The organism is Barnesiella intestinihominis YIT 11860 (assembly GCF_000296465.1).
In the GTDB taxonomy this organism is placed as follows: Bacteria; Bacteroidota; Bacteroidia; order Bacteroidales; family Barnesiellaceae; genus Barnesiella; species Barnesiella intestinihominis.
The window spans coordinates 491,163-517,052 of the sequence record NZ_JH815203.1; the positions used below are offsets into that span (position 1 = coordinate 491,163).

The 25,890-nt window shown below is 42.0% G+C and carries 21 protein-coding genes; 12 read left to right on the forward strand and 9 right to left on the reverse strand.

Annotated elements, in window-relative coordinates; translation table 11 throughout:
* Positions 1–51: 51 nt before the first annotated feature.
* Positions 52–633: a Holliday junction branch migration protein RuvA gene (gene ruvA, locus HMPREF9448_RS02095; RefSeq protein WP_008860929.1), complete on the reverse strand. Its 582-nt coding sequence runs from the start codon at positions 631–633 to the stop codon at positions 52–54.
* 372 nt (positions 634–1,005) lie between these two features.
* Between ruvA and HMPREF9448_RS02100 the strand changes: the two genes are divergently transcribed.
* From HMPREF9448_RS02100 to HMPREF9448_RS14070, 5 genes are all read left to right on the forward strand, one after another.
* Positions 1,006–3,183 (forward strand): S9 family peptidase, encoded by a 2,178-nt coding sequence (locus HMPREF9448_RS02100; RefSeq protein ID WP_008860930.1) that lies wholly within the window; start codon positions 1,006–1,008, stop codon positions 3,181–3,183.
* A gap of 21 nt (positions 3,184–3,204) precedes the next feature.
* Positions 3,205–4,521 carry a hypothetical protein gene (locus HMPREF9448_RS02105; protein ID WP_008860931.1) on the forward strand — a complete coding sequence of 439 codons (1,317 nt, stop codon included), beginning with the start codon at positions 3,205–3,207 and terminating at the stop codon, positions 4,519–4,521.
* Positions 4,514–5,434 (forward strand): tRNA (adenosine(37)-N6)-dimethylallyltransferase MiaA, encoded by a 921-nt coding sequence (gene miaA / locus HMPREF9448_RS02110; RefSeq protein ID WP_008860932.1) that lies wholly within the window; start codon positions 4,514–4,516, stop codon positions 5,432–5,434. The genes HMPREF9448_RS02105 and miaA overlap by 8 nt, the downstream gene beginning before the upstream one ends.
* 388 nt (positions 5,435–5,822) lie before the next feature.
* Complete coding sequence (locus HMPREF9448_RS02115) at positions 5,823–6,386, forward strand: hypothetical protein (protein WP_040295818.1); 564 nt, start codon at positions 5,823–5,825, stop codon at positions 6,384–6,386.
* 16 nt (positions 6,387–6,402) lie between these two features.
* The gene (locus HMPREF9448_RS14070) at positions 6,403–7,056 is read left to right on the forward strand and encodes a hypothetical protein (protein WP_008860934.1); all 654 of its coding nucleotides are present in this window, start codon (positions 6,403–6,405) and stop codon (positions 7,054–7,056) included.
* An 86-nt stretch (positions 7,057–7,142) separates the two neighbouring features.
* Here the strand turns inward: HMPREF9448_RS14070 and HMPREF9448_RS14075 are convergent, their stop codons facing one another.
* Positions 7,143–7,745, reverse strand: coding sequence for a porin family protein (locus tag HMPREF9448_RS14075; RefSeq protein WP_008860935.1), 603 nt, complete (start codon positions 7,743–7,745; stop codon positions 7,143–7,145).
* 317 nt (positions 7,746–8,062) lie between these two features.
* On the opposite strand from HMPREF9448_RS14075, the gene HMPREF9448_RS02130 reads away from it, so the two are divergent.
* On the forward strand, positions 8,063–9,922 hold the full coding sequence (locus HMPREF9448_RS02130; protein WP_008860936.1) for a portal protein: 1,860 nt from the start codon (positions 8,063–8,065) through the stop codon (positions 9,920–9,922).
* Positions 9,923–10,012: 90 nt separating this feature from the next.
* On the opposite strand, the gene HMPREF9448_RS02135 is transcribed toward HMPREF9448_RS02130, so the two are convergent.
* Positions 10,013–10,525 (reverse strand): ferritin-like domain-containing protein, encoded by a 513-nt coding sequence (locus tag HMPREF9448_RS02135; RefSeq protein WP_008860937.1) that lies wholly within the window; start codon positions 10,523–10,525, stop codon positions 10,013–10,015.
* A gap of 315 nt (positions 10,526–10,840) precedes the next feature.
* On the opposite strand from HMPREF9448_RS02135, the gene HMPREF9448_RS02140 reads away from it, so the two are divergent.
* Positions 10,841–12,028 carry a Gfo/Idh/MocA family protein gene (locus HMPREF9448_RS02140; protein ID WP_008860938.1) on the forward strand — a complete coding sequence of 396 codons (1,188 nt, stop codon included), beginning with the start codon at positions 10,841–10,843 and terminating at the stop codon, positions 12,026–12,028.
* 80 nt (positions 12,029–12,108) lie between these two features.
* Here HMPREF9448_RS02140 and HMPREF9448_RS02145 read toward each other — a convergent pair whose 3' ends face one another.
* Positions 12,109–14,313 (reverse strand): sodium-translocating pyrophosphatase, encoded by a 2,205-nt coding sequence (locus tag HMPREF9448_RS02145; protein WP_008860939.1) that lies wholly within the window; start codon positions 14,311–14,313, stop codon positions 12,109–12,111.
* A gap of 229 nt (positions 14,314–14,542) precedes the next feature.
* Here HMPREF9448_RS02145 and HMPREF9448_RS02150 point away from each other — a divergent pair, with 229 nt between their 5' ends.
* From HMPREF9448_RS02150 to HMPREF9448_RS02165, 4 genes are all read left to right on the forward strand, one after another.
* Positions 14,543–15,286: a WG repeat-containing protein gene (locus HMPREF9448_RS02150; RefSeq protein WP_008860940.1), complete on the forward strand. Its 744-nt coding sequence runs from the start codon at positions 14,543–14,545 to the stop codon at positions 15,284–15,286.
* Positions 15,287–15,458: 172 nt separating this feature from the next.
* On the forward strand, positions 15,459–15,968 hold the full coding sequence (locus tag HMPREF9448_RS02155; RefSeq protein ID WP_008860941.1) for a hypothetical protein: 510 nt from the start codon (positions 15,459–15,461) through the stop codon (positions 15,966–15,968).
* 4 nt (positions 15,969–15,972) lie between these two features.
* On the forward strand, positions 15,973–16,440 hold the full coding sequence (locus HMPREF9448_RS02160) for a hypothetical protein (RefSeq protein ID WP_008860942.1): 468 nt from the start codon (positions 15,973–15,975) through the stop codon (positions 16,438–16,440).
* 18 nt (positions 16,441–16,458) lie between these two features.
* Positions 16,459–18,726, forward strand: a complete 2,268-nt coding sequence (locus HMPREF9448_RS02165) for a hypothetical protein (protein WP_008860943.1) — start codon at positions 16,459–16,461, stop codon at positions 18,724–18,726.
* Positions 18,727–18,794: 68 nt separating this feature from the next.
* On the opposite strand, the gene HMPREF9448_RS02170 is transcribed toward HMPREF9448_RS02165, so the two are convergent.
* Entirely contained in the window at positions 18,795–19,652 is an 858-nt protein-coding gene (locus HMPREF9448_RS02170; protein ID WP_008860944.1) for an enoyl-ACP reductase FabI, read from the reverse strand.
* 416 nt (positions 19,653–20,068) lie between these two features.
* On the opposite strand from HMPREF9448_RS02170, the gene HMPREF9448_RS02175 reads away from it, so the two are divergent.
* Positions 20,069–21,028, forward strand: coding sequence for an ROK family protein (locus HMPREF9448_RS02175; RefSeq protein WP_008860945.1), 960 nt, complete (start codon positions 20,069–20,071; stop codon positions 21,026–21,028).
* Between the two features lie 65 nt (positions 21,029–21,093).
* Here HMPREF9448_RS02175 and gltA read toward each other — a convergent pair whose 3' ends face one another.
* The 4 genes from gltA to HMPREF9448_RS14965 form a co-directional block, all read right to left on the reverse strand.
* On the reverse strand, positions 21,094–22,563 hold the full coding sequence (gene gltA, locus HMPREF9448_RS02180) for an NADPH-dependent glutamate synthase (protein WP_008860946.1): 1,470 nt from the start codon (positions 22,561–22,563) through the stop codon (positions 21,094–21,096).
* Between the two features lie 17 nt (positions 22,564–22,580).
* On the reverse strand, positions 22,581–23,378 hold the full coding sequence (locus tag HMPREF9448_RS02185; protein WP_008860947.1) for a sulfide/dihydroorotate dehydrogenase-like FAD/NAD-binding protein: 798 nt from the start codon (positions 23,376–23,378) through the stop codon (positions 22,581–22,583).
* 324 nt (positions 23,379–23,702) lie between these two features.
* Positions 23,703–24,920, reverse strand: a complete 1,218-nt coding sequence (locus HMPREF9448_RS02190) for a hypothetical protein (RefSeq protein WP_008860948.1) — start codon at positions 24,918–24,920, stop codon at positions 23,703–23,705.
* A 4-nt stretch (positions 24,921–24,924) separates the two neighbouring features.
* Entirely contained in the window at positions 24,925–25,878 is a 954-nt protein-coding gene (locus HMPREF9448_RS14965; RefSeq protein ID WP_262483649.1) for a DUF4855 domain-containing protein, read from the reverse strand.
* Positions 25,879–25,890 lie beyond the last annotated feature (12 nt).

Below are 25,890 nucleotides of genomic sequence, written 5' to 3' on the forward strand. Positions count from 1 at the left end.
GATACTCCTACACAAATTCCCGCCTTTACTCAAAAGGCGACGACGCCGGTATCAGAGCATTTTCAGAGCCTGCTTAATTACCTCTTCAACTCTCATCGAAGGAGTATCACGCAATAACTTTTGAACTGTTTTTTGCGATTGGGGCTGTGAAAATCCAAGCATCACCAACGCAGCCACAGCTTCCTCGTAAATTTCCGAGGCTGCGGGCGTACTTATTACTAACGGATTGTCGGTAGGTTTTATTTTATCTTTCAAGTCAACAATTACACGCTGTGCAGTTTTAGCGCCTATTCCTTTTACCGACTTCAATAAATTTAGATTCTCCGACACAATCGCCTGCTCCAACTCAGAAGGATTCAATGAAGACAATATCATGCGGGCTGTATTGGGCCCTACTCCCGAAACAGAAATCAACAATATGAATAGTTCACGTTCGTGACGGTCATAAAAGCCATAAAGCTGATAGGCATCTTCCCGAATCGCTTCATAAACATACAGACGTGTAGCTTGCCCTTTCGAAAGGCAAGAATAAGTATTCAACGAAATATTAAGCAAATAACCTATTCCCATGCACTCCACTACCGCCGTGGCGGGAGTTAAATCGGTAACCTCTCCCGTAATATATTCTATCATATCGTTCTCTTTTTATTCATTTTGTTCAAACTGCAAAGATAGCGAAAGGCGAGTGCAGAGACAAACGGAAATCACATTTCCGTTTTGACTATGCCGAGCCGCATCCTATCTTCGTATTTACAAAGATAGTGAAAGGCGAGCGCAGAGGCAAACGGAATTTTCGGCTCGATATAGTTAATATATTATATATATAATTTTTTATCCATATTTTTTCCTACTTTTGATTCCTAATAAAATATACGTCTCGACATTAAAACCGAGCAACTTATTTGTAACCGCTATCAACCTTTATTACATTTGTATCTAATGAATAAAATTTAGTGTCGAAACTGTTCATCACTTATGTAACAATAGATTTATCACTATACAACAATGAAAAAAGTATTTCTCATTTTCCTTTCTTTGATTTTTATTTTCACGTTTCAAGTAAAAGCTATTACATTGGAAGATATTACTTCCGGGAAATTTCAGTCCAAAGATATAGCAGAGGTTTATCCATCAGCCGATGGCGTTCATTATTTCACAGCGACAAACGGGAATACACGTATCGTAAAATGTGAATACCGGACGGGACACGAAGTCGATACCCTCTTTGACGTAAAAACTGCCAGAGAATGCAATTTGGAACAATTCGACGGTTTTTCTCTCAGCCCCGATGAAAAACATCTATTAATTTATGCCGACTCGGAACCTATTTACCGACGCTCATTCAAAGCCACTTATTACACGTTCGAGATACGCAGGAACTTATTGAAACCGCTTTCCGACGGAGGGAAACAACAAGCTGCCGTATACTCTCCTAACGGCCGAATGGTCGCTTTTGTAAGAAATAACAACATCTTTATCAAAAAACTCGATTACGGTACAGAAGTAGCCGTCACCCGCGACGGAGAGCGAAACAAAATCATCAATGGGATTCCCGATTGGGTTTACGAAGAAGAATTCGCTCTTACTTCTACCCTGCAATGGTCGCCGGACGATGCTACATTAGCTTTTGTGAGATTTGATGAAAGCCATGTTCCCGAATATTCTTTCTCTCTCTACGAAGGTTACTGTCCCACATACCCGGAATACACCCTATATCCGGGAAGATTCACTTACAAATATCCGGTAGCAGGCGAGACCAATTCACAAGTATCGGTACTCTCTTATACCGTCGAAACACGAGCCTTAAAAACGATGAAACTGCCTATATCATCAGACAGTTACATACCTCGAATCAAATTTACGACCGATCCGAACAGACTCGCGGTTGTCACGCTAAACCGCACACAAAACGAAATGGATATATACTCTGTCAATCCTAAATCGGGAATCAGCAAACTGCTATTGAGAGAAACAGACAAAGCTTGGATCGAAGAATCTATATTAGACAATATCTCGTTCTATCCCGATTTCTTCGTGATTGCCAGCAGTCGTAGCGGTTATCAACACCTTTTCCGATACAATTATAATGGAACATTAGCTAAACAAATCACCAAAGGCGAATGGAATGTTTCAGCATTTTTGGGTTATGATGAAAAAAGTCGCTCTTATTTTTACGAATCGAATCAAGAAGGTCCTCTTTACAAAGCCATTTACAAAATAAATGAAAAAGGGATAGAAACCAAATTATCGGAACGAATCGGGACAAATCAGGCTTCGTTCAATCCCTCGTGTACTTATTTTATCAACAAATACAGCAACAGCAATGAACCTTTGCTCGTAACCGTATGCGATGCCAAAGGGAAAGTAATACGCACACTGGAAGACAATGCTACGCTAAAAGCACGAATCGCCCAAACCGATTTGCCACGCAAAGAATTTTTTACCTGCCCCAATCACGCAGGCGATCAAATGAACGGTTATATTTTGAAACCCACGAATTTCGACCCCTCGAAACGCTATCCGGTAGTCATGTCGCAATACAGTGGCCCGGGTTCCCAATCGGTTCTGGATAAATGGACAATAGACTGGGAATACTACTTAGTCAGCAAAGGGTTTATCGTCGCCTGCGTCGATGGGAGAGGAACCGGCGGACGCAGTCGGGCATACGAAACCTCTGTATATATGCAATTAGGGAAACTCGAAACCGAAGACCAAGTAGCGGGAGCGGAATACATGCGGACCCTACCCTATGTAGACGACAAACACATAGGTATATATGGTTGGAGTTACGGTGGGTACGAAACTCTTATGGCCATGTCCACAAGCAACGGTACTTATCAAGCCGGAGTGGCTATCGCTCCGGTAACCGACTGGCGTTATTACGATACGATTTACGCCGAGCGCTTTATGCGTACGCCGAATGAAAACAACGAGGGATACGAACAATCCGCCCCCATTACTCATGCCGAAAAATTAAAAGGAGATTTGTTGATTATATCGGGGACAGCAGACGATAATGTTCATTATCTTAACACATTACAATATTCCGCTGCTTTAATCGAAGCAGGAATACAATTCGATACTCAAATATATACCAATAAAGACCACCATATACGAGGTTGCAACACCCGTCATCATCTGTATATCAAAGTATGTAACTTTTTCCTCGATAAACTGAAATAAAAGGAATAGCATCCCAACCCTATGGAAAAGAAAAAAAGTAACAAAATAAGTTGGTCTACCATCTATTCTTTGGGATTGGTGCCTGCTATTCTCGTATGGGGATTAGCCCCATCGCTTAAAGAAAATGTCATTGTCCTGACATCGATTATCGCCGGTATTATATGGACTATATTCTCCCGGCTTTACATACATTTTTTTAAAGGATGTGGAATAATAGGGTGGATAACAGGGTGGTCTATGATATTTGGAGGAATAACAAAAGCATTCTTGCTCCTTTTCGGGTATTATAATATCCCTATCGTACTTTTTTGGGCTCCCTGCATGGTTGTCATATTATATCTGTTCGAACATCGGAATATACACCCCCCATTCTGTTATCAGTGTATCTTGAAACGAGGAGGGATTCGAGAACGGCATTTACTGGGAGATTTCAGCCGCTATGAAACTCATTATATCGTACGCTTAATTCTAATAGGCTCTATATTAGTAACTATGTTATCATGGATACTCTTTGCTTTTGGCGTGGAAAGGCAAAGCCGTGCCGGGAATTATTTTTACTTCTATTTTCCTCTGGGGTTAAGTATAGCTATCATTATCTTCGAAATTATTCGCCGTCTGCTGATCCAACAACTTATCGAAAGTCACGAGAAAAAATGTAAACGTTATATCAACGACAAAACGAATAATCCCGATATGGATTACTTTTTCACGGTAATTCGTATTATGGTCATAGGTCAAGAAAAAATCTACTTAATCGAAAACAAAGGAGATGAAATAGAATTCAATAGCGGCAAAGGGTTCGATATTCCTATACATCGTTATACAGACTATTGTACGACGCAAGAAGAAGAGGAACAAAAAGCCCGGCAAATCATACGCGAAGAACTTCAAATAGAAAAACCCGATTTACGCCACATATCATCGGCTATCGCCGAAGATTCTTGGCGAAGGGTCGGACATTACGTATTATTTATCTCGGACAAGGATCAAAATAAACTAAACAGATATAACGGCCGCTGGTACACCTTAGAAGAAATAACAAGATTATTCCATAGCAATAGGCTTTATCCTCTATTTAAAGAAATCTATGCCCGTTTCTATACGATTGTCAATACGGCCCGTACCTATTACAGCAATGGAAAAAGGAGATATCCGATAAGAGGATATAAGCCGTCCTTTACATTACACAGAATCGATTTGCTGGATATCGAATTAGATGACCCGGTTTGGCTTTACGTAAGCCGGCACAACGACGACCGCCTTTTATACCGTATAGACAAATGGATTCGAAAAATTTTAGGTAAAAAATGTTCCTCATCAAATTGCTGCGATGCTTGATTTAATCACCATATTGGGTCCCACCGCTTCCGGTAAAACATCTTTGGCGGTGGCGCTGGCCGCCCACCTCGACACCGAAATTATCAGTGCGGATTCCCGTCAGATATATCGTTCAATGGATATCGGTACAGGTAAAGACTTATCCGAATACACCTATGAAGGACACGCTATTCCCTATCATCTAATCGATATTTGCCCACCCGGATATAAATATAATCTATTTGAATATATTCGGGATTACAACACCGCTTACGCAGATATTATCAAGCGGGGTAAAACGCCCATTCTTTGCGGGGGTACAGGTCTGTACATAGAAGCCGTACTCAAAGGGTACTCGTTACCTCCCGTACCCGAAAACAAGGCCCTGCGTGAAAATCTTGCTGAAAAATCACTATCCGAATTGGAAGAAATACTCAAAAACTACAAGACTCTACACAACCAAACAGATACCGATACTTGTAAGCGAGCGATCCGCGCCATTGAAATAGCCGAATATTATTCTCGGCAAGAGCCCGAAAAACTTATTCCTAATCCGGTAAAAAACGCTTTGATTATCGGAGTGAACATAGATAGGGAAAACCGACGCGCCAAAATTTCGCAACGTCTGCGCAATCGTCTCGAACAAGGCATGGTGGCCGAAGTTCAAGGTTTGCTCGACAGCGGCATCGATCCAGAATCTCTCATTTACTACGGGCTCGAATACAAATATATTACCGAGTACCTCATCGGGCGCACCTCATACGATCAAATGGTTTCATTGCTCGAAATAGCGATTCACCAATTCGCCAAACGGCAAATGACATGGTTCCGGGGTATGGAGCGTCGGGGATTCTCCATTTTTTGGCTCGACGCAGCCCTCTCTCTCGATGAAAAAATAGCTAAGATAGATGAGAAGATAGCCCAGTCGGTATAATACGATACCATATGTTCCATAAATATTAAGAGCTCTTTTCGAGAATACAAAATAAGAAGCTGTTTTAAATTTATTCCGAGACAGATTGAGACCTATGTTGAAGCAGATTGGAGTCCGAGATAGGCAGTCAATAGCGGGCTATTGACAAAAATCAAGGGATTCTAGATGAGAGACTGGGGCTCAATATGGCCGGAACATACCTGCTTGAAATGATAATATTATTTCTCTATAAATTTAAAACAGCTTCTAAATTTCTACTTGCATATATCAAAAAATTTTACGAATATTGTAAGCAAGAAATTTCACGAAAGGGAGGCTGTGTAGGGATTAACCTTACTTCATTTTATTTAAATTGAATGTTCATCACACAGTTTGCCTCATGAGCAGTATGGAAGCAAAAATCGAAATTCTTTGGAATAGCCTATTGTTAACATGGTCGTATGATTACAGAATTGCCAGAATCCATACGTTCGATAAAGACGGTTTGGCTATCGGAGTGAATTTGATCGAACGTCTGAATCTCGAAACATCGTGGGGAACCTTAACAATTCTGGAAACGACCGATACTTCCATAACTTTTATACACAATGGCACGAGGATAATATTGTCCGATGGAGCAAAATATCATTTCGAAGTTCCACAAGTGCTCCCCGGCAGTCAAGGAGATTTTTACATCGAATTGATTTGCTCCCAAGTACGACTCACTCACTGGGACGAATTTTTCGAATGCTCTCGGCAATTCACGGTTGATAAAATCGACTGGGATCTCATGCAAGACGGTGATGTAGACTCTGCTTTACTCATTGCCGAATCTATTGCCGAACAATCACCGGAGTCGCTCGAAATTATCGCAGAATATATGGCCGTTGCTGATAATCTGGGTAGTAAAGAGGCTCATGAATGGTTACGAGACTATTACAGCCCCGGCGATATTGCAGAACCTTACAGTTAACCAAAAATGAAACATTATGATAGATTTCTCCAAAGAACACAAGACCTTACTTAGCCGATTGGCGAAAAACCCGAACGACATGGAAGCCCGTGCCGACCTACTGCGTTGTAACTGCCTTTGGGCCGAAGAAAATATAAAGGGAAACAAAAACACATGGCAAAATGCGAATCTGATACGTGAAGTATTACAATATGGGCCTCTTTTACTCGAAACGGGAGAAATGAGCATGTATGACCTCGTTTACAAAACATGCGACAGAATAAAAAGGACTATATTTTCACATCCTCGCCTATCTGTAAAAATTCTCGAATTGGAAAGGGAAGCCCTTTATCGTATCGAAGCAGAAACCGGTCACGAACTGGGTATCACCGAAGACGTTCAACATGAAATTAGCCTATTAGGAACAAATATATGGTATGCCGACCGTGGTGAATATGATAAAATTAAAGACGAGGGACATTTGAAACACGACCCGGTAGAATGGACTGCCCGCTGGGAAGAGGTTATCGACGAAGCAGAAGCAAAAGCATATGCCAGATTACAAGAACACCCTCAGGGCATGGGGTTTTGTCATGCCTATTGGCCGACGTTATCTGCTATTTTGGCCGAAGACTACGATATCCAGTGGCGTAGCCCGTCCCAAATGAACCCCAAAATTCTGTTCGACTAGCAGAGTATTAGCCTAAAAAAACAGAGGGATACATGTTAACGATGTATCCCTCTGTTTTTCTATTCTATTTTAAAATCCTTTCTTATTTACAAATCGAACTTATAGCCTAATGAAAGCATGAACATTGTATTATTAGGACTACCCTCCTCATCGTAGACATTAGAAAGTCCGAAATTATAACGGGCATCGATCGTCATACCAAAATCAAACTCATACCCAACTCCCAAAGCAAGAGAAAAATCGAATGTTTTAGCCTTATAGCCATATCCATATGGTTCCAAATCTTTGGACGAAATCTCTTTTCCCGCCAACTTCGCTTTATATTCATCATCGACACAGAAGCCGAATTGAGGACCAAAATGAACATTCAAACCTGCCCACGGATAAATTTTCAACAAAACTGGTATATTCAGATAGTGTGAAGTATAGTTCGATTCCAAAGTTTTCGTGAGAACCGATATATCATCAAAACCAGCCCCCTGCATCGAATAATAAAATTCGGGCTGAATCGCCAATAATTTATTAATACGATAATTAGCAAAGATCCCCACATTCATTCCTGCTCTGAAATTCGATCCATCTCCAGTCAAAGAAGAGACGTTAAGACCTAATTTCGGACCCATAGAAAGTTGAGCGAAAGCTCCACCCATGCACATCACGGTAGCGACTACCAATAAAATCTTTCTCATTTCTTTTTAGTTTTGTTACACCTAGTTCTCCAAAGGGGTATTTTAATACAATTTCTGCGGGGAGAACTTCAGTAATTTTTTTCAAAATATTTACTGATCGCATGTTAATAAAGCGCGAATATAGCCATTAAAGCTATATATAAAAACTATTTATATTCTTTTTCTTCCACACCACAAAGGCACACTCCACAACACATTATCTATCAACTACATAAGCCATCAACATAATAATATAAAATACGAATATTTATATAATCATGCCATAAAAATAAAAATACCAACTATTTTCTTTGTAGCGAACTTAAAAACAAAAATCTATGGCAAATAATTCGTACAAAAATCCGTCGATGAAACAACTCGATATTTTAAAAACCGAAAACGAAATAGAGCGCTCTCACTACCCGATACTGTTACAGGCTCAAAAAGCATGGGAGAATATAGAACATTTCAGGCAAAAGCGAAAACGAAACAGGGACTATACTTATGGAAAACAATGGAACGACTTGATAAAACTACCCGACGGCAGAGTCGTAAGCGAAGAACAGTATATACGAGAACAAGGAAAAGTTCCTCTGAAAAACAACCTGATCCGCCAAATGGTCAAAGCCGTTTTAGGGCAATTCAGAAACAACCAAACCCAACCCGTATGTATAGCTCGCGACAGGCAGGAACAGAGTTTGGGGGAACTGATGAGCACAGCCGTTCAATACGCCTACCAGCATAATCGGTTACAAGAACTCGATAGCCGCACATTGGAAGAGTTTTTGATTTCGGGTATTTGTTTCCAGAAAATAGGATATGGACACCGTAGAGGAAAAACCGACGTCTGGGTAGATGAAATAAATCCGAACCGAATATTCTTCAACGCTATGGAGGACAGCCGCCATTGGGATTGTACTCTCATAGGCGAACTACACGACATGTCTATCGCCGAAGTAATATCGAGATTTTCTTTCGGGTCAAGGGCTCGTGCCATACAATTACGTAACATCTACTCAGAGGCCGACAATGAAACGATACGGCACAACTTCGAGAACCTCACGGCAAAAGCAATCGACCGACTCGATTTTTTTATGCCGGCCAATCAAGATATGTGCCGAGTCATAGAAATATGGAAACTCGAAAGTCGGGAAGTACTGAACTGCCACGATTTCCGTTCCGGTGAATATTACCACATACCTGTGACAGGAGCCGAGGATATAAACAAAGAAAATAGGAAAAGAGTACACGAAGCTCGCACATCGGGACAACCGGAAGAAACTGCACAGCTTATCGAAACTGAATGGAGTATAATGCAAACATGGCGGTATCGCTTCTTCTCCCCACTGGGAGACTTATTGGACGAAGGAGAAACTCCCTACTGGCATGGAGAACACCCTTACGTGTTTAAACTATACCCTCTCATAGACGGTGAAGTACATGCCTTCGTCGAAGATGTAATCGACCAGCAGAGGTATATCAACCGACTGATTACCATGATAGATTTTATCATGGGTTCGAGCGCAAAAGGCGTATTACTATTCCCGGAAGATCAAATTCCCGATGGCATGACAATCGAAGATATTGCCGACGAGTGGACCAAATATAACGGTATCATTTTATTCCGTCCCAGACCGGGCTCTCCCATGCCCCAGCAAATAGCGGTCAATGCCACACAAGTGGGAGCTTATGAAATGCTTTCGTTGCAAATGCGCTTGTTCGAAGACATATCCGGCGTCCACGGTGCTATACAGGGCAAAGCAGCCCAATCCGGTACTCCGGCCTCTCTATATGCCCAACAAATACAATATTCTTCGACCAATCTGCTCGATCTATTCGAGTCGTTCAAAACATTCCGAGAAGACCGGGATATAAAAATCATGAAAACAATCCAGCAATTCTACTCGGATAACCGTTATTTAAACTTAGCAGGAAACAATTACGGAAAAGAAATCTCTACCTATACCCCAGAGGAAGTTCGTAATACAGAATTCGATTTATCAATTGCCGAAACACTATCGACACCCGCTTTAAGAATGGCATCCAACGAATTTCTTATGGAGCTGTTTCGTTCCGGGAAAATATCGCTCGAAATGCTTCTGCAAAACGGAGCCTTTCCTTTCGCCGACAAACTGCTGCAAGCTATCCATCAAAGTCAAGCCGAATCGACACAACAAAACACCACACCGCAAATTTAGACGATCGGTTTATCTTAATCGAAACAAAGACAGAATCCGCTTGGGATTCTGTCTTTGAACTCTAACCATAAATATAAATCAAAACAGACACTACTTCTGTAACACATATTCTTTCATATGAGCTATATCGTCTAAATAATCTTGTAAGTCTTGTTCATGATCTTCTTCCTCTGCCAAAATATGTTTGGCGATATCGCAAGTCGTAAAATCCTTCCCGTCGGTCAATGCAGCGATCGTCTGATAACGTAATATAGCGCAACGTTCTGCTGCGACATTCTGTTTCAGCAACTTGACTACATCTACATCAGTAGGAGGAGTATAAGCACATTTTGCCAAATCGAACCATTTCTTAGGATCCAATACGGGAACACCCTCCAACTCGATAATACGGTCGGCTATCAATTTAGCATGTTCGAACTCTTCCATAGCATGTTCCTGAAATTCTCGTTGTACATCGCCACGCATAGCGCCTTTCACTACAAGGGCTCCCACCCAATATTGATAAAACGCCAACCATTCTTCCGACAAAGCGGCATTCAACTCATCGAGAACTTCCGATACATCTATTCTTCCCTTCAAAATAGCTACACTTTCTTTTGCCATAATTATATCTCTTTTAGATTAAAAACTTTCCTTAATAACAATTGCGATATCTCGTTGGTTCACCACGACACCTACAATTCTACTTCCATATTCACAAGAACCGATATTCTCACCTTTATACTTGGGATCATTGAGATAGAGGAGATTCGAATAAAAATGAAATTAGTCGCTTTATCTTTTTCTCATCTTTCGCTATATTTGTAGAATATAGGATACGGTTCGGCAGAGTCAAATCGGAAATGAAATTTCCGTTTGCCTTTGCACTTGCCTTTCGCTATATTTGTAGAGTTTTTCTTTAATTATAAAATTTCTGCAATGAAAAACATACGCACAGCCATTATTGGAGCCGGCTACCGGGGACGGTACTTAATAACCCTTTTGCAAAAAATAAATCTATTCGATATTATCGCTGTCAGCGATATATCTCCCAACCTATCAGAAATTATATCGCAACTATTCGCGGGAGAAAAGATTCCTAAAATTTACAATTCTGGGACTGACGATTATCGACGAATGCTAAATGAAAACACGATAGACCTCGTCATCATAGCTTCCCCGTGGCATCTCCACAAAGAACAAACCATCGAGGCATTAAAATCTGGATGCCACGTCGCAATAGAAGTGAAAGGAGCATTGGATATAGACGAGTACCCCGATATTATCCATGAAAGCCGACAGAATAAAAAACAGGTCTTTCCTCTTGAAAACACACTATTCAGAAACGATATTCTGGCTATAAACAATATGATACATGCCGGGATATTCGGTCGCTTGGTCTTTCTTCAAGGAGGATACCGGCATGACCTCACCCATATACTCATAGATCAAACCGGAAACTTCGGCGTACAAAATGGGTCTGAATCGGAGTGGAGATCGAAATATTACAAAACCGAAAACGGCGATTTATACCCGACCCACGGTCTAGCCCCCTTGTGCATGTTCCTTGGTATCAATCATACAGACTATATAAAAAGCATCACGTCTTTCTCCACAAAACCGGGATTAGGACTCCACGCTTGTATGGCCAAGCGAAACGGAATGAAATATACCGACATACAACAACACACATTCCGAATGGGCGATGTCGTCACTTCGATACTCCAAACCGATTCCGGGGCTCAAATAAACTTATTGCACGATACCACTCTCCCGCGGCCCCGTTCTCTCAACTACGAAGTTCAAGGAACCAACGGAATTTGGAATGCCGAGAAAAATGCCATTTACATCGATGGATTAAGTCCTTTCGAGGAATGGGAACCCGAAGATAAATACATCGAGCAATACAAACATCGGTTCTGGCAGCAATGGGAATCGGAAGCTCTTCGCTATGACGGGCATCATCAAGGCATGGACTACATCATGCTAAGGGTCTTGGGTGAAGCTCTGCAAGGCCGGGAAAATTATCCGGCAACGTTGGAAGATATGGCAACTTGGGCAGCAGTATCGCCCTACTCGAAAATATCCATTCAAAAGGGAACTTCGATACCCTTTCCCCATTTCTAAACCATCTCGAACAGACATAGAAAAGAGTCGCTCCGGATTTTCGGAGCGACTCTTTTCTATACTCTATAAATCAATCTTTACTACAAAAGGCTCCAAGCGACCGTCAATCCCGCCATCACAATAGCGACCATGCTCATTAGTTTAATCAATATATTCAAACTCGGACCAGACGTATCTTTGAACGGATCGCCCACCGTATCTCCAACAACCGTCGCTTTATGTACTTCACTGTGCTTTCCTCCGAAATTACCCTCTTCGACATACTTCTTGGCATTATCCCAAGCCCCTCCGGCATTCGCCATAAAGATAGCCAAAACAAATCCTGCGCTAAGACCACCGATAAGTAACCCGACAACACCCGATACACCGAATATCAATCCCGTAGCAATAGGAGCGACAATCGCCAATAACGAAGGGAATACCATTTCCCGTTGCGCTCCCTGAGTAGAAATGGCTACACAACGTTCATAATCAGGTTCAGATTCTCCGGTAAGAATACCTTTTATCTCCCTGAACTGGCGACGCACCTCTTCCACCATGTGTGCAGCAGCGCGTCCCACAGCATTCATCGTCAATCCGCAGAAAAGAAATGCCATCATCGAACCGATGAACATACCCGACAAAACTTTCGGATTCATCAACGTAATATCATAATACCGCATAAAATCGGTAAATGTCGCCTCACTAATCAAGACCGATGTACCATCGGCAAATTCGAGCACCGTCTCTCCGATACGAGTCAACCCGATACGAATCTCTTCCATATAAGAAGCCAGCAAAGCGAGACCGGTAAGTGCAGCAGAACCGATAGCAAATCCCTTTCCGGTAGCCGCCGTTGTATTTCCCAAAGAATCGAGGGCATCGGTTCTTTTTCGCACCTCCTCGCCCAAACCGCTCATCTCAGCATTTCCTCCCGCATTATCGGCAATAGGACCATAAGCATCGGTTGCCAACGTGATTCCCAATGTCGAAAGCATTCCCACCGCAGCAATACCTATACCATATAAACCGAGAGTGACATTCGATAAATCGAACCCGGATGCAAACAAATAGGAAAGGATAATACCAGCGACAACGGCAATCACAGGAACGGCAGTTGAAATCATACCCAACCCGATACCCGAAATTATGACTGTTGCAGGGCCCGTTTTCCCGCTCTCCGACAAACGCTGTGTCGGACGATAGGATTGAGAGGTATAATATTCCGTACTGCGACCTATAACAATCCCCACTAACAATCCCACGATTACCGAACCGCCGATAAATGCCCAGTTTTCTAACTGTAAAGCCCATAAAATTCCAAAAGTAGCGAATACGATAAGTACAGAACTGAGGTTTGTACCGAAAGAGAGAGATTTCAACAAATCTTTCATCTTTGCATCTTCCCGTGTACGAACCGAAAATATCCCGATAATAGAAAGCAATATACCCACTGCCGCAATCAACATAGGAGCGATTACGGCTTTCATCTGCATGTCGGTTTCGCCGGCTCCCATAAAGGCCGCAGCTCCCAAAGCCGATGTCGCTAATATCGAACCGCAATACGATTCATACAAGTCGGCCCCCATACCGGCCACGTCTCCTACATTGTCACCCACATTATCGGCTATCGTTGCTGGGTTGCGAGGGTCATCTTCTGGAATCCCCGCTTCGACCTTACCGACAAGATCGGCTCCCACATCGGCAGCTTTTGTATAAATACCTCCTCCCACACGGGCAAACAAAGCCTGTGTAGATGCTCCCATTCCGAAGGTAAGCATCGTAGTCGTTATTACACAAAGTTTATGGGCAGGATTCATAGCTTCTGCCGGAATCACTGCATTCAACAGAAGATACCAAAACGATATATCGAGAAGACCTAACCCTACAACGACAAGCCCCATAACAGCCCCGCTGCGGAAAGCGATTCGCAGTCCACTATTTAATGAAGTACGGGCGGCATTAGCCGTTCGAGCAGATGCGTAAGTGGCTGTCTTCATTCCCAAATACCCCGATAAGCCGGAGAAAAAACCGCCCGTGAGAAACGCCACCGGAACCCACTTGTTCTGGACTCCAAAACCGAACGCCATGATAGAAAACAATATCACCAGAACTAAAAACACCAAACCCACGACCTTGTATTGCTGACGTAAGTAAGACATAGCTCCTCTGCGAACATAAAGAGCTATTTTTTTCATTTGAGGCGTTCCCTCGTCCGTTTTCATCAACTGCTTATAAAAATACCAAGCAAAGAGTAATGCTAATACCGAAGAAATAGGCACAAGCCAGAATAATGCATTTGTCATAGCAATTATATAATTAAGTTAACATTTTTAGACTGGTTAAAGGTAAGTTGGTTTGCATAAACTGCCAAATCTTTTTCTCTAATTTTTGTTTTTTAGTCCTCAAAAAACAGTATCGATCGGTATGAAACCCTCCTTTTTACATTCAAACATTTTGGGAATATTTCTTGGAAGTTACAATTAAAAAAAATATATTTGTTCTTGTTTCCTTTTTATCTTTACCACATTACTTATGAAAAATAGTTCCAAATTCAATTCATTAGGAGGTTTTCCCGATCTTGAATCTTTCAAAGACGAATCTGGGAAATATGGGTATCGAGAGAAAAAAACTCAAAAGATATTTATCGCCCCGCAATTCGATGCAGCATATTCTTTTCACGAAGGAATAGCGGCAGTGAAAGTTGATCATAAATATGGATACATCGACCGACACGGATTAATAGTCATCAAACTCGACTACGACTGGGCCAGCTCCTTTCATAATGGATTAGCCATGGTAGAACGAAACAATCGATATGGATATATCAATCAAGAAGGCAAAGAAATCGTTCCTATTATTTATGAACACATCGACGATTTTCACGAAGGGCTGGCTCCGGTAAAACTAAATGATAAATGGGGTTATGTAGATTGTTCGGGGAAAGTTGTCATTCCCCCTCGATACGACGATTCTTGGTGTTTCAACGAGTCATTGGCGGCTGTCAGAGTCGATGAGAAATGGGGCTTTATAGATAAAACCGGACATTTACTCATACCTTTACAATATGATTATGCTTGGAATTTCAAAGAAGATGTCGCAGCGGTAAAGCAAAACGGGAAATGGGGTTTTATAGATAAAGCGGGGCAAGAATTTCTACCGTTCCTATATGACGAAGCAGATTCTTTCTCAAAAGGATTCGCCGAAGTCAAAATGGATACGCTTTGGGGAGTTATCGACAAAACAGGTACATGGGTAAAAAACGAGGATTGTATCTGACCTCTCTACTATTCTAAAATAACTTGATCTGAATATTTTACAGGCATCCGATTTTCATCGGATGCCTTTTTATTTTCCCCTCCCGTATGTTTTTCGATCCTGCCACAATTTCCCCCTCTTTCTCATAGATATTTGCAGTAGATACAATCGAACAAACTAAAAACTTATTAAAATGCTAAACTTATTTTTAACGGCACTTCCCCTGTTAGGGAACTATTTGTTTTCACAAAAGAATAAAAAACAGTCTCAACAAACCATTCAAACAAATCAAAAACGCTATGAACAAAAACTATCACAACTAGATAGTCTCTTCAATAGGAACTATTACAGTAACATTCTCGATCGATCCGACGTGAGGGGGTTACTTGGTAATCTACGCGAACAGATGTCGGAAACAACCCGAAATCTAAAAAATAAGGCAACCATTACCGGAGCTACACCCGAGACCGTCGTCACTGTCCAAAAATCTCAAAACCAAGCATACGGCAATGCCGTCAGCCAAATAGCAAGTCAAGCGGCGACATGGAAAGAAAATACGCTTCAAAATTATTTGTCGGCCCGTAGTGCTTTGGAAGATTTTTACCGTCCGTTGAAATCGGATTATATGAGCAATATACTCGGTAAAACATTTCCCTCCTTCAATCCTTTACAAAATCTGTTCAACCCAAATACACAATTTTAAGATCATGGATACAATTTTTACAACAGAAAATTCGCAACCGACTAAAACATTAGCAGACTATATAAATGAAGGGAAAAGTTTTTTGGAAGCCTATCAAGCTCAATCACCAAAAAGACTTGCCAGAGGCAAAGCATACGAACAGGTAGAAATGCTGAAAGAGCTGTTAAACTTGTTACATCAGCCGGATAATACAGAGGTACAGCAGGTTACAGATGTTTTAATTCCGAAAACATATCCTGAAAAAGAAAAGAGGTTCCTTAACTATCTCTCATGGTTAACGTTTATCTCTGACCGTAACAAACCGAAACACCCTTGCCCTCCTTTGAGCGAAAAAATTTTATTGCAAGCCTTTCGTATGGGACGTAATGAGTTCGAGCGCAAACATCACATATTCAATCTATTGGTATCCATCGGATACCCTTTACAACAAGCCGGCCTGCTTGCTAAATATTTAGATAATAATATTCATTAAAAAATTTCCAATAAAAATATGAGCACCTTAAACCCCGATTTACTACAAGAAGGTAATGGTATATATGGTTGGGATTTAATCAATCCCTATCTACAAGAATGGTATCGAAAAAAAGAAAATGGAGAGAACGAAGAATCACCCGCTTTCATAGCTCCGTTACCGGGAGAAAATTCGGTTGTACCATTCCCCTCTATTCCTAAACAAGAAACACCAATACCCCTAAAACCCGACTACCCGATAAACCCCGAACCGGAAATCCCGATCGAAACACCTCGCAAATTAAAGTCTTTAACCGAAGGAATAAATCTAGCGGGCGAACGTATTTGGAACGATCTAAAATATTCCCGAGGATACATACAAGACAAACTATCCGATAGTGAAATGTCCGAAGCCGCCCAAAAAGCGTTGGAGCGACTTCCCGAATATCAAAGAAGCACCGAGTCCCAACTACAAAATAAAGAAGACTCTTTACAAAATGAAACCGAACACAGTACCTCCGATCGTCCTCGTCTTGAATTAAAAGGACTCGAAGAATATCGTCGATTAAGGAATGAGAATATTTCTCCAAACGAAATAAACAGACAACTCTCCGAGACAGCCCGATGGGGAAACGAAGGGAAAAAACTCATGGAAGAAGCTCGCATAGCGAATAACTCTTTTCCCGAAACCGAAGGCTGGGCAACTATTGGTGAAATCATAGCTAATATAGGGAGAGTGGGAATACCGGTTGCCGCCGGAGCCGCCTTCGCTCCGGCAGGTATCGCTGCTGGTATTGCTAATGTTGCCTCTTCCGTTGCCGAAAGCCACGCACAAGCACAAATGGAACTGGATAATTTCGAACAAGAAACAGGACAACGTTTAACCGACGGACAACGTACCGGATTCGTAGCTATTTGTATGGGAGCCGATCTCCTGTTTGACACAATCTTACAAAGCCGATACCTTAAAAATCTAAAATCGGGAGCCAAAAAGAAAGCATCGGAATATTTCAAAAAGACGATTCTTAAAAATCAAACAGCACAGACTGAAATAAGTAAAATAATGAGTAAACTGTCAAAGACCGATAAATCGGCTCTTATAGCAGGAACCTTTAACGATGCAGTAACAGGAGGGACCGCCGAAGCTCTCAATTCGGTCGCTCACGATATGGCTAAAACGATTTACAACGAACCGGGACAATATCCGACTCTCGAATCGATCCTACAAAACGCTACTACCGGTATGGTATCGGGTAGTTTGGGCGGAGCTACCGTTGGGGGCACAGGACGAGCCATCAATCTGAAAAAGAGAAATATGCGGAGAAACAAGCAAACCACCACAGCCCTTGTAGACCAACATGGATTTGCATGGGAAGTCCTCGACTACGATCCGGAAAACAAAATCGCCGAAGTACTTTCGCCCAATGGAAAAAATACAATAAACGTACCCGATATTGAGCCCGACATGATTCATTCCTTCTCCGTAGGAGAATATAAAAATACCGGCAAAATAAAAAGAGAGATAAACGAACCCGATCCGTTCGCCCCAATTATACCGGACCAAACCAAAGATAAAGTATGGCAAAAAATGTCTACACGTGGGAAATACAGACTAACCAAAGATTTAGCCGAACGTATGGGGCTCGATAACGTTATTGTTTATGAACATGAGTCCGACCTACCGGTCTCCGTCCGATCTCTAAAAAAACAAGGTGGTAAAATAGGCGGATATTATATGCACAACGGCAACATAGGTATCGTTCTCGACAATATCCCTTCCTACACGAGATTGCAGAGAGTCCTATTGCACGAAGCGATAGGGCATCAAGGCCTTGATGCTCTTTTCGGCGACTCTTATTTTAAAGACGAATTTTTAATGAAAGTCTATCGGTCTATGCCCTCCGAATGGAAATTGAGAGGCAATTCGTGGAATGCTCGAAAAACCGATGCCGAAGAGTATTTGGCCGATTTGGCGAGTAACGGCGTATCGTCTTCCGCATGGGATCAAATCTATGGGGAATTGAGAAATATGCTCCGAATATTCATTCCGGGACTAAACTTCTCGGAAAGAGAAATACGTAACATTCTCATACGTTCCAAAAATGCATTAAAAAAGGACGATTCAATTTCCGAGATGAACAAAAAAATCCGACAACGGCATTTAAACGAATCGGACGACTTAGGGACACCACTAACCGAATCCGACCCGGAAACATACCGTTTCTTGTGGGAAAACGACCCTGAATGGAAAAACTACAAAAAATTCTATGACCACGTATATGGAGAAAGTACCGACATAGACTATTAAAAATCGCCCCCGGCTGTTTCGGTCGATCAACAGTCGGGGGCAGTTCTATCTAAATCAAATTACCAAACTTATCCATAACAAATCTCACCATTCTCATTTCGATATTCATCGAAACTCTTATTATACTGAGTCATCGCCCGCAAACTCATACCCATACTCGAAAATCCTCCGTCGTGATACAAGTTTTGCATAGTCACTTTACGAGTTAAATCGGAAAACATTACGATACAATAATCGGCACACTCGTCGGCATTGGCATTACCGAGAGGAGACATACGGTTCGCAAAATCCATCAACGATTCCATTCCTTTCACCCCGCTACCGGCAGTCGTCATGGTAGGAGACTGAGATATAGTATTGATTCGAACATTTTTCTCCCTACCATAAATATATCCAAAACTACGGGCGATAGACTCTAACAAAGCCTTCGCATCCGCCATGTCGTTATAGCCGAATAAGGTTCGCTGAGCCGCGACATAAGACAAAGCCAAAATAGAGCCGTACTCGTTAATGGCATCCATCTTTTTAGCCACCTGTATCATTTTATGAAACGAAACAGCCGAAATATCCAATGTCTTGGATAACATATCGTAGTCCAAATCATCATAAGGACGCTTTTTCCTTACATTCGGAGACATTCCGATAGAATGCAACACAAAATCTATCTTACCCCCCAAGACCTCCATAGAGCGCTTGAAAACATTTTCAAGATCCTCCACATTGGTTGCATCTGCCGGAATAATCTCAGCATTTAATTTTTCACCTAATGTATTCACCTCCCCCATACGCACTGCCATAGGCGTATTGGAAAGAGTGATCGTTGCACCTTCCTCCACAGCTTTTTCAGCTACTTTCCATGCAATGGACATTTCATTAAGGGCTCCGAAAATAATACCTCTTTTTCCCTTTAATAAGTTATAACTCATAATTTATACTTTTAAGCACAATATTGCACAGTTTGTGCAATATTGTGCCGTTTTGCGGCTGCAAATATAGACACTTTTTTTTAACCGCAAAACAAAAAGTTCGATTTTGTTATCTCGACATTACAATTCAGCACTTTATAATCTCCAACTTACAAATTGACAAAACCAAACGACCAATGACTCGCTCAAACGACATCGACCATCAAAAAGGATATTTCATTTATTAAATACTTTTAGAATAAAAAAAGCAGCTCCCATCGAAAATTTATCCGTATATTTGACTCTATCAAAATATAGGTCTCGATTTGGACAAGGCAAAATAAAAAAACTTGTTGTTCATTTTGTCCCACCGATCATCTTTCGCTATATTTGTATCGTGAAATTAACTAAAATAATAATTTTATACACACAAAACCATGAGTAAGCCATATGTTGTAGGTATTGATATAGGTGGTACCAATACAGTATTCGGAATTGTTGATGCCCGCGGTTCTATCTTAGCCACAGGTTCTATCAAGACTCAGAAATATACCGAAATAACAGATTACGTAAATGCACTGCACGAAGAACTATCCCGTCTTTTGGCACAAGAGAACGTAACCGATCAAATTGCCGGTATAGGTATAGGTGCTCCTAACGGGAACTATTTTAACGGAACAATCGAATTTGCTCCCAACCTCCCGTGGAAAGGCGTAATCCCCTTAGCCCAAATGGTACGGGAAAAATTCAATATCCCGGTAACTATCACCAACGACGCCAATGCCGCCGCCATCGGTGAAATGACCTATGGAGCTGCCCGCGGTGTAAAAGATTTCATCATGATTACCCTCGGTACGGGTGTAGGTAGCGGTATCGTCATTAACGGACAAATGGTCTATGGACACGATGGGTTCGCCGGAGAACTCGGGCACGTAATCGTACGCCGTGGAAATGGCCGCCTCTGCGGTTGCGGCAGAACGGGTTGTCTCGAAGCCTATACCTCCGCCACAGGTGTTGCGCGTACGGCTCGGGAATTCCTCGAACTTCGCAACGACGAATCCACTTTACGGCAGCTTCCCATTCAAGAGATCACTTCGAAAGATGTTTACGATGCGGCCGTGTCAGGCGACAAACTATCTCAGGAGATTTTCGAGTATACCGGTACAATCTTAGGAGAAGCATTCGCCGATTTCATTGCATTTTCAAGCCCCAAGATGATTGTCCTGTTCGGAGGATTAGCAAAGTCGGGCGAACTGATCATGCGTCCTATCCGCGAAGCTATGGAAAAAAATCTGCTTGCTATTTACAAAGGAAAAGTAAAACTGGTACTTTCGGAATTGAAAGAGAGCGATGCCGCCGTATTGGGAGCCAGTGCTCTGGGCTGGGAAGCCAGCTGATCGGCATTAGATATATTAAAAGAAAAGGGCTGCAATGCAGCCCTTTTCTTTTAATACAAACTTATTTATTTCTCCTGCAAAGCCTTGTGCATAGCAGCCGCAGCACGCCGACCGTCTCCCATAGCAAGAATAACCGTAGCACCACCTCTCACAATATCTCCTCCTGCATAAATATCAGGTATTGAAGACTGCAATGTGTCGGCATTGACGACAATCGTCCCTTTCGGAGTTACTTCAAGGCCCTCTATGGAATTAGGGACCAACGGATTAGGAGAAACTCCCACACTGACAATCACCTCGTCGATATCGATGGTCTCGATAGCTCCCGGAACAGGGACAGGAGAACGCCGACCAGAAGCATCCGGCTCTCCCAACTCCATTTTTTGAAGTCGCATTTGACAAACCCTACCCCGTTCGTCCCCTATGTACTCGACAGGATTATGCAATGTCAAAAATTCCACACCCTCCTGCTTAGCATGATGTATTTCTTCTTTACGAGCCGGCATCTCGTCCTCTGAGCGACGATAGATTATCATAACTTTCTCCGCTCCCAGCCGACGAGCCGTCCGGACTGAATCCATCGCCGTATTACCTCCTCCGATAACCGCCACTCTACGGCCTCTCCACACCGGAGTATCGGAATCGGGATTAGCGGCATCCATCAAATTCACTCGTGTCAGATATTCATTGCTCGACATCACCCCATTCAAATTCTCGCCCGGAATATTCATGAATCTCGGCAAGCCAGCTCCGCTGGCGACCATGATACCCTTAAATCCCATCTCATGAAGGTCGTCATACGAGAGAGTCTTCCCGACAATACAATCGGTCATAAACTCGACTCCCATACGACGAAGGTTCTCTATTTCAACGTCGACAACCTCGTTGGGCAATCTGAACTCGGGTATACCGTATTTTAGAACACCTCCTATCTCATGCAAAGCCTCGAACACAGTGACTCTATATCCCCATTTAGCCATATCTCCCGCAAAAGAAAGTCCACAAGGGCCCGAACCGACTACGGCTATTTTCACTCCGTTACATGGCTTCATGGCAGGGAGAGCGACCTCTCCCGAAGCGTGTTCATAATCGGCAGCAAAACGCTCCAAATAACCGATAGCGATCGGTTCTTTTTTCAATTTTTGAGTATAAAAGCATTTCGATTCACATTGACGTTCCTGTGGACATACTCGCCCACACACCGCAGGCAAAGCACTCGTTTCTTTCAACGTACGAGCCGCCGACAAAAAATCACCCCGTTCTATATTTTTAATAAATTTTGGTATATTGATCCCAACCGGACAACCAGTCATACAAAGAGGCTCTACGCAATCGAGGCAACGAGTAGCCTCCAAAACGGCTTGTTCACGTGTAAGCCCACAATTCACCTCTTCCCGATTAGTTATGCGGTAAGCAGGATCGAGCTCTTTCATTCTCACCCGAGGTATATCGGTACGCTCCTTAGCCTTTCTACTTTTACGCAGCTCTTCTCTCCATTTTTCGGCACGTTGCGCCGATAATTCTTCTTTATTCATAAATATAACAAAACTTGTTACTTCGATTCCAAATCTTTATAGGAAGACAATCGCATAAGCATTTCGTCAAAATCCACTTGATGGGCATCAAACTCCGGCCCGTCTATACATACGAAACGAGTTTTTCCGTCCACCGTAATCCGACATGCTCCACACATGCCGGTTCCATCTACCATAATCGTATTCAGAGATGCAACCGTGGGTATATCGTACTTTCGAGTCAATAGAGAAACAAACTTCATCATCACCGCCGGCCCTATGGTCACACACAGGTCTACCTTCTCCCGATTGATGACAGCCTCTACACCTTGTGTCACAAGACCCTTATTACCATACGAACCATCATCGGTCATAATTATTACTTCATCTGAATATTCCCGCATTTGTTTTTCAAGAATAATCAGCTCTTTCGTTCGAGCGGCCAACACCGTAATCACCCGATTACCGGCTTCCTTCATCGCCGCAACAATCGGCAATAAGGGAGCACAACCGACACCACCGCCACAACAAACTACCGTACCGAATTTTTCGATATGAGTCGCCCTGCCCAACGGACCTACTACATCTGTAATATAATCCCCGGGATTAAGAGCACACAATTTCGAAGAAGACTTTCCTACCGCCTGTACGACCAAAGTGATTGTCCCGGCCTTGACATCGGCAGCAGCAATCGTAAGCGGAATACGCTCGCCCTTCTCGCCGACTCTCACGATAACAAAATGACCTGCTTTACGAGCCTTCGCAATCAGAGGGGCTTCTACGACAAACTTTACAACTTTTTCCGAAAAATATTCTTTCGCTACAATCCTATTCATCGATTTCTATATTATCTCTCTTTCTTACAAAATTATAAATTTCCTTCCCGAAAAATACCCCGGACAAGGACTATTTACGTTCATCTGTCTTTTATTAATCATGCCAAACCGCATCCCATTTTCACATCTCATGCAAAGATGCTAAATTTTAATGAAACTCCGATACCTTACATAAAATTTATCCCTGCTTATACATCTATAACAATCCACCCCAATTACTTTAAAAAGGAATGAATTACATTTAAAAATCAAATACCAATAACAATTTAATAAAAAAAGCTGAACTTCAATAAGTTCAGCCCCTACTACATCTACTGTACCATTTCAAAACACGATTACACAGCTACCTGCCTCATTCGCTACGACACTTATAGTTCCTTGTGTTTCACTCCACTTACAGGAAACACCTTCACTACTTTCATAAATTGCAAAGTCTTTACCAACAAAACGTTCCGGCAAAGCAATCTGTCTATTAGCCGCTTTTTTAAAATCTATGTAAACAGCCTCTTTGTCTCTGATATATCCGCAATAACAAAGCAAATCTTCATCATCTGCCACAGGAGAGACAAACCACGTATAAGCCCCTTTCCAATAGTCCGTATCACCCTTCGAACGCGATTTGCTGCCTATGACTTTATGATAACTCTTTCCATAAGAATTACCGATAAATACTACGTCCGAAGCATCAACCTCCCCTCTTGTTCCCAAACCTTCATTAAACATGTGTGCCGACTGATAAGCGGTCGAACTTTTCTCTATAAATCGGTGAAAATTAGGATAATTGGTCTTTGTAAACCTATCGACCTGTGCCTGTGGAATCCAACCTATATATTCACCTTCCGGCGTAAAAGTACATTCTTCGTCTTTAAACATCGATTGCATGCCATAATAACGATTTACAGTAACACTACTTTTATTCATATAGGTATGAGTCACCTCTACATTTATAGTATTTCGGCAGATATTATAACTGCTAAACTCCTTACACAAGGTATCGGAAAAAAGATATTTCCCATCTTCTTGATAGGCGCTAGCCGGATTGTAAATATAACTCCACACATACACTCTCACATCGGTAGCATTCAACACAGCATCTCCGGTCAACTCTTTATCGTTACATTTAATAATGACTTTATCTGTAAAAGCCGTTCGGGTCGTATTATCATCTGCATAAGAATGATTACCCCCACACCAACCACCAGCCATCAATTCAAACGGACCAATGTTATCACTAGTTGCCTCATTCAATAAGGTCATACTTGCAACATCTTGAGAGTGAGCGACTGGCTTACTCGAACTATTCGCAACAACTCCCACCTTCGAAAAAGTGTACAACTTATTGAACATACATTTCTCAAATACATATACGATATCGTTACTTTCATCAAGTTTCGACGATACATAAAGAGCATCTCCAATCCGTTCCACCACACAGCTCTTTTGCAAATCGATAGGCGGATCATAACTCTCGGCCGAATCACAACTTGGACACATTAAAGCAATCCATAATGTTCCACATAAACTTTTCATCAACTTATTCATAATTTTACTTTTTATGTCGTTCTACAATCAATTCACACAACTCGTCCATGATTTCCTTATCTCTTTCATCTTCGGATTTATACATTTCATAAATGGCTCTACTTCCACTATAATATGCAATCGGAAGATCAAAAAAGACTCCATTGTCCTTGAAAACATCGATATACGATTTCATTCGAGAACGAAAAGAAACCGGCTCATAATCAGATAACGCACGAGAATCGAACTCCATCTCGATAGCCATTCCGTTCTTTTCACTTTCTTTACAAGCCTCTTCCAATCTCGAATCTGGAATATTTTCTTCAAAAAAATGGTTGGGTTGAAGATAGGCCATATCGAAACCAAGCTCTCTCCATTTATCATAACCCACTGCTTTCCAATAAGGAATCCAATAAAACAATAGATTCTTCGAATGTATATATTCGCTCACCGACAAGGATAAATCACCGTTATAAGCAATATCCTCGTCCACCCAATAGAAACCGGCAAGATCCAAATTCTTATAATTGGCATTACGGAAAGACTCCAAAACCCTATCGACGTACCACCGTGTGGCGGCTACTTGGTCTTCCCGATACAAAAAGCACAATGTTTTACCATTCAGTTCACCCCAATCTCTCTGTCTAAACATGGCAGCTGGTAACCCGATAACAACCCGATGACGAAATTCGGGCTCGCCTATCTCTTTTTTCACAGTCTCAATACAAGCATCGAGAGCAGATAACGATTTTCCCTCCTCGAATAATCTTTGTAACAACCACTCCCATTCTTGCTTCCTTGCATCCTTACCGTAACCTTGCGCATAACGCCGGCCTTTCCCATCGCTAAACTCCAAAAAGAGAAATCCGTCAAAAAGCCATTCTTTTCGGCCATCTTGAAATTGATGCATTACATACGGACGAAACTGCTCCTCCGTCCAGTCCATTCGATTTATTCCGCCCTGATAAATCAACGCCAAATCTTTTATGGT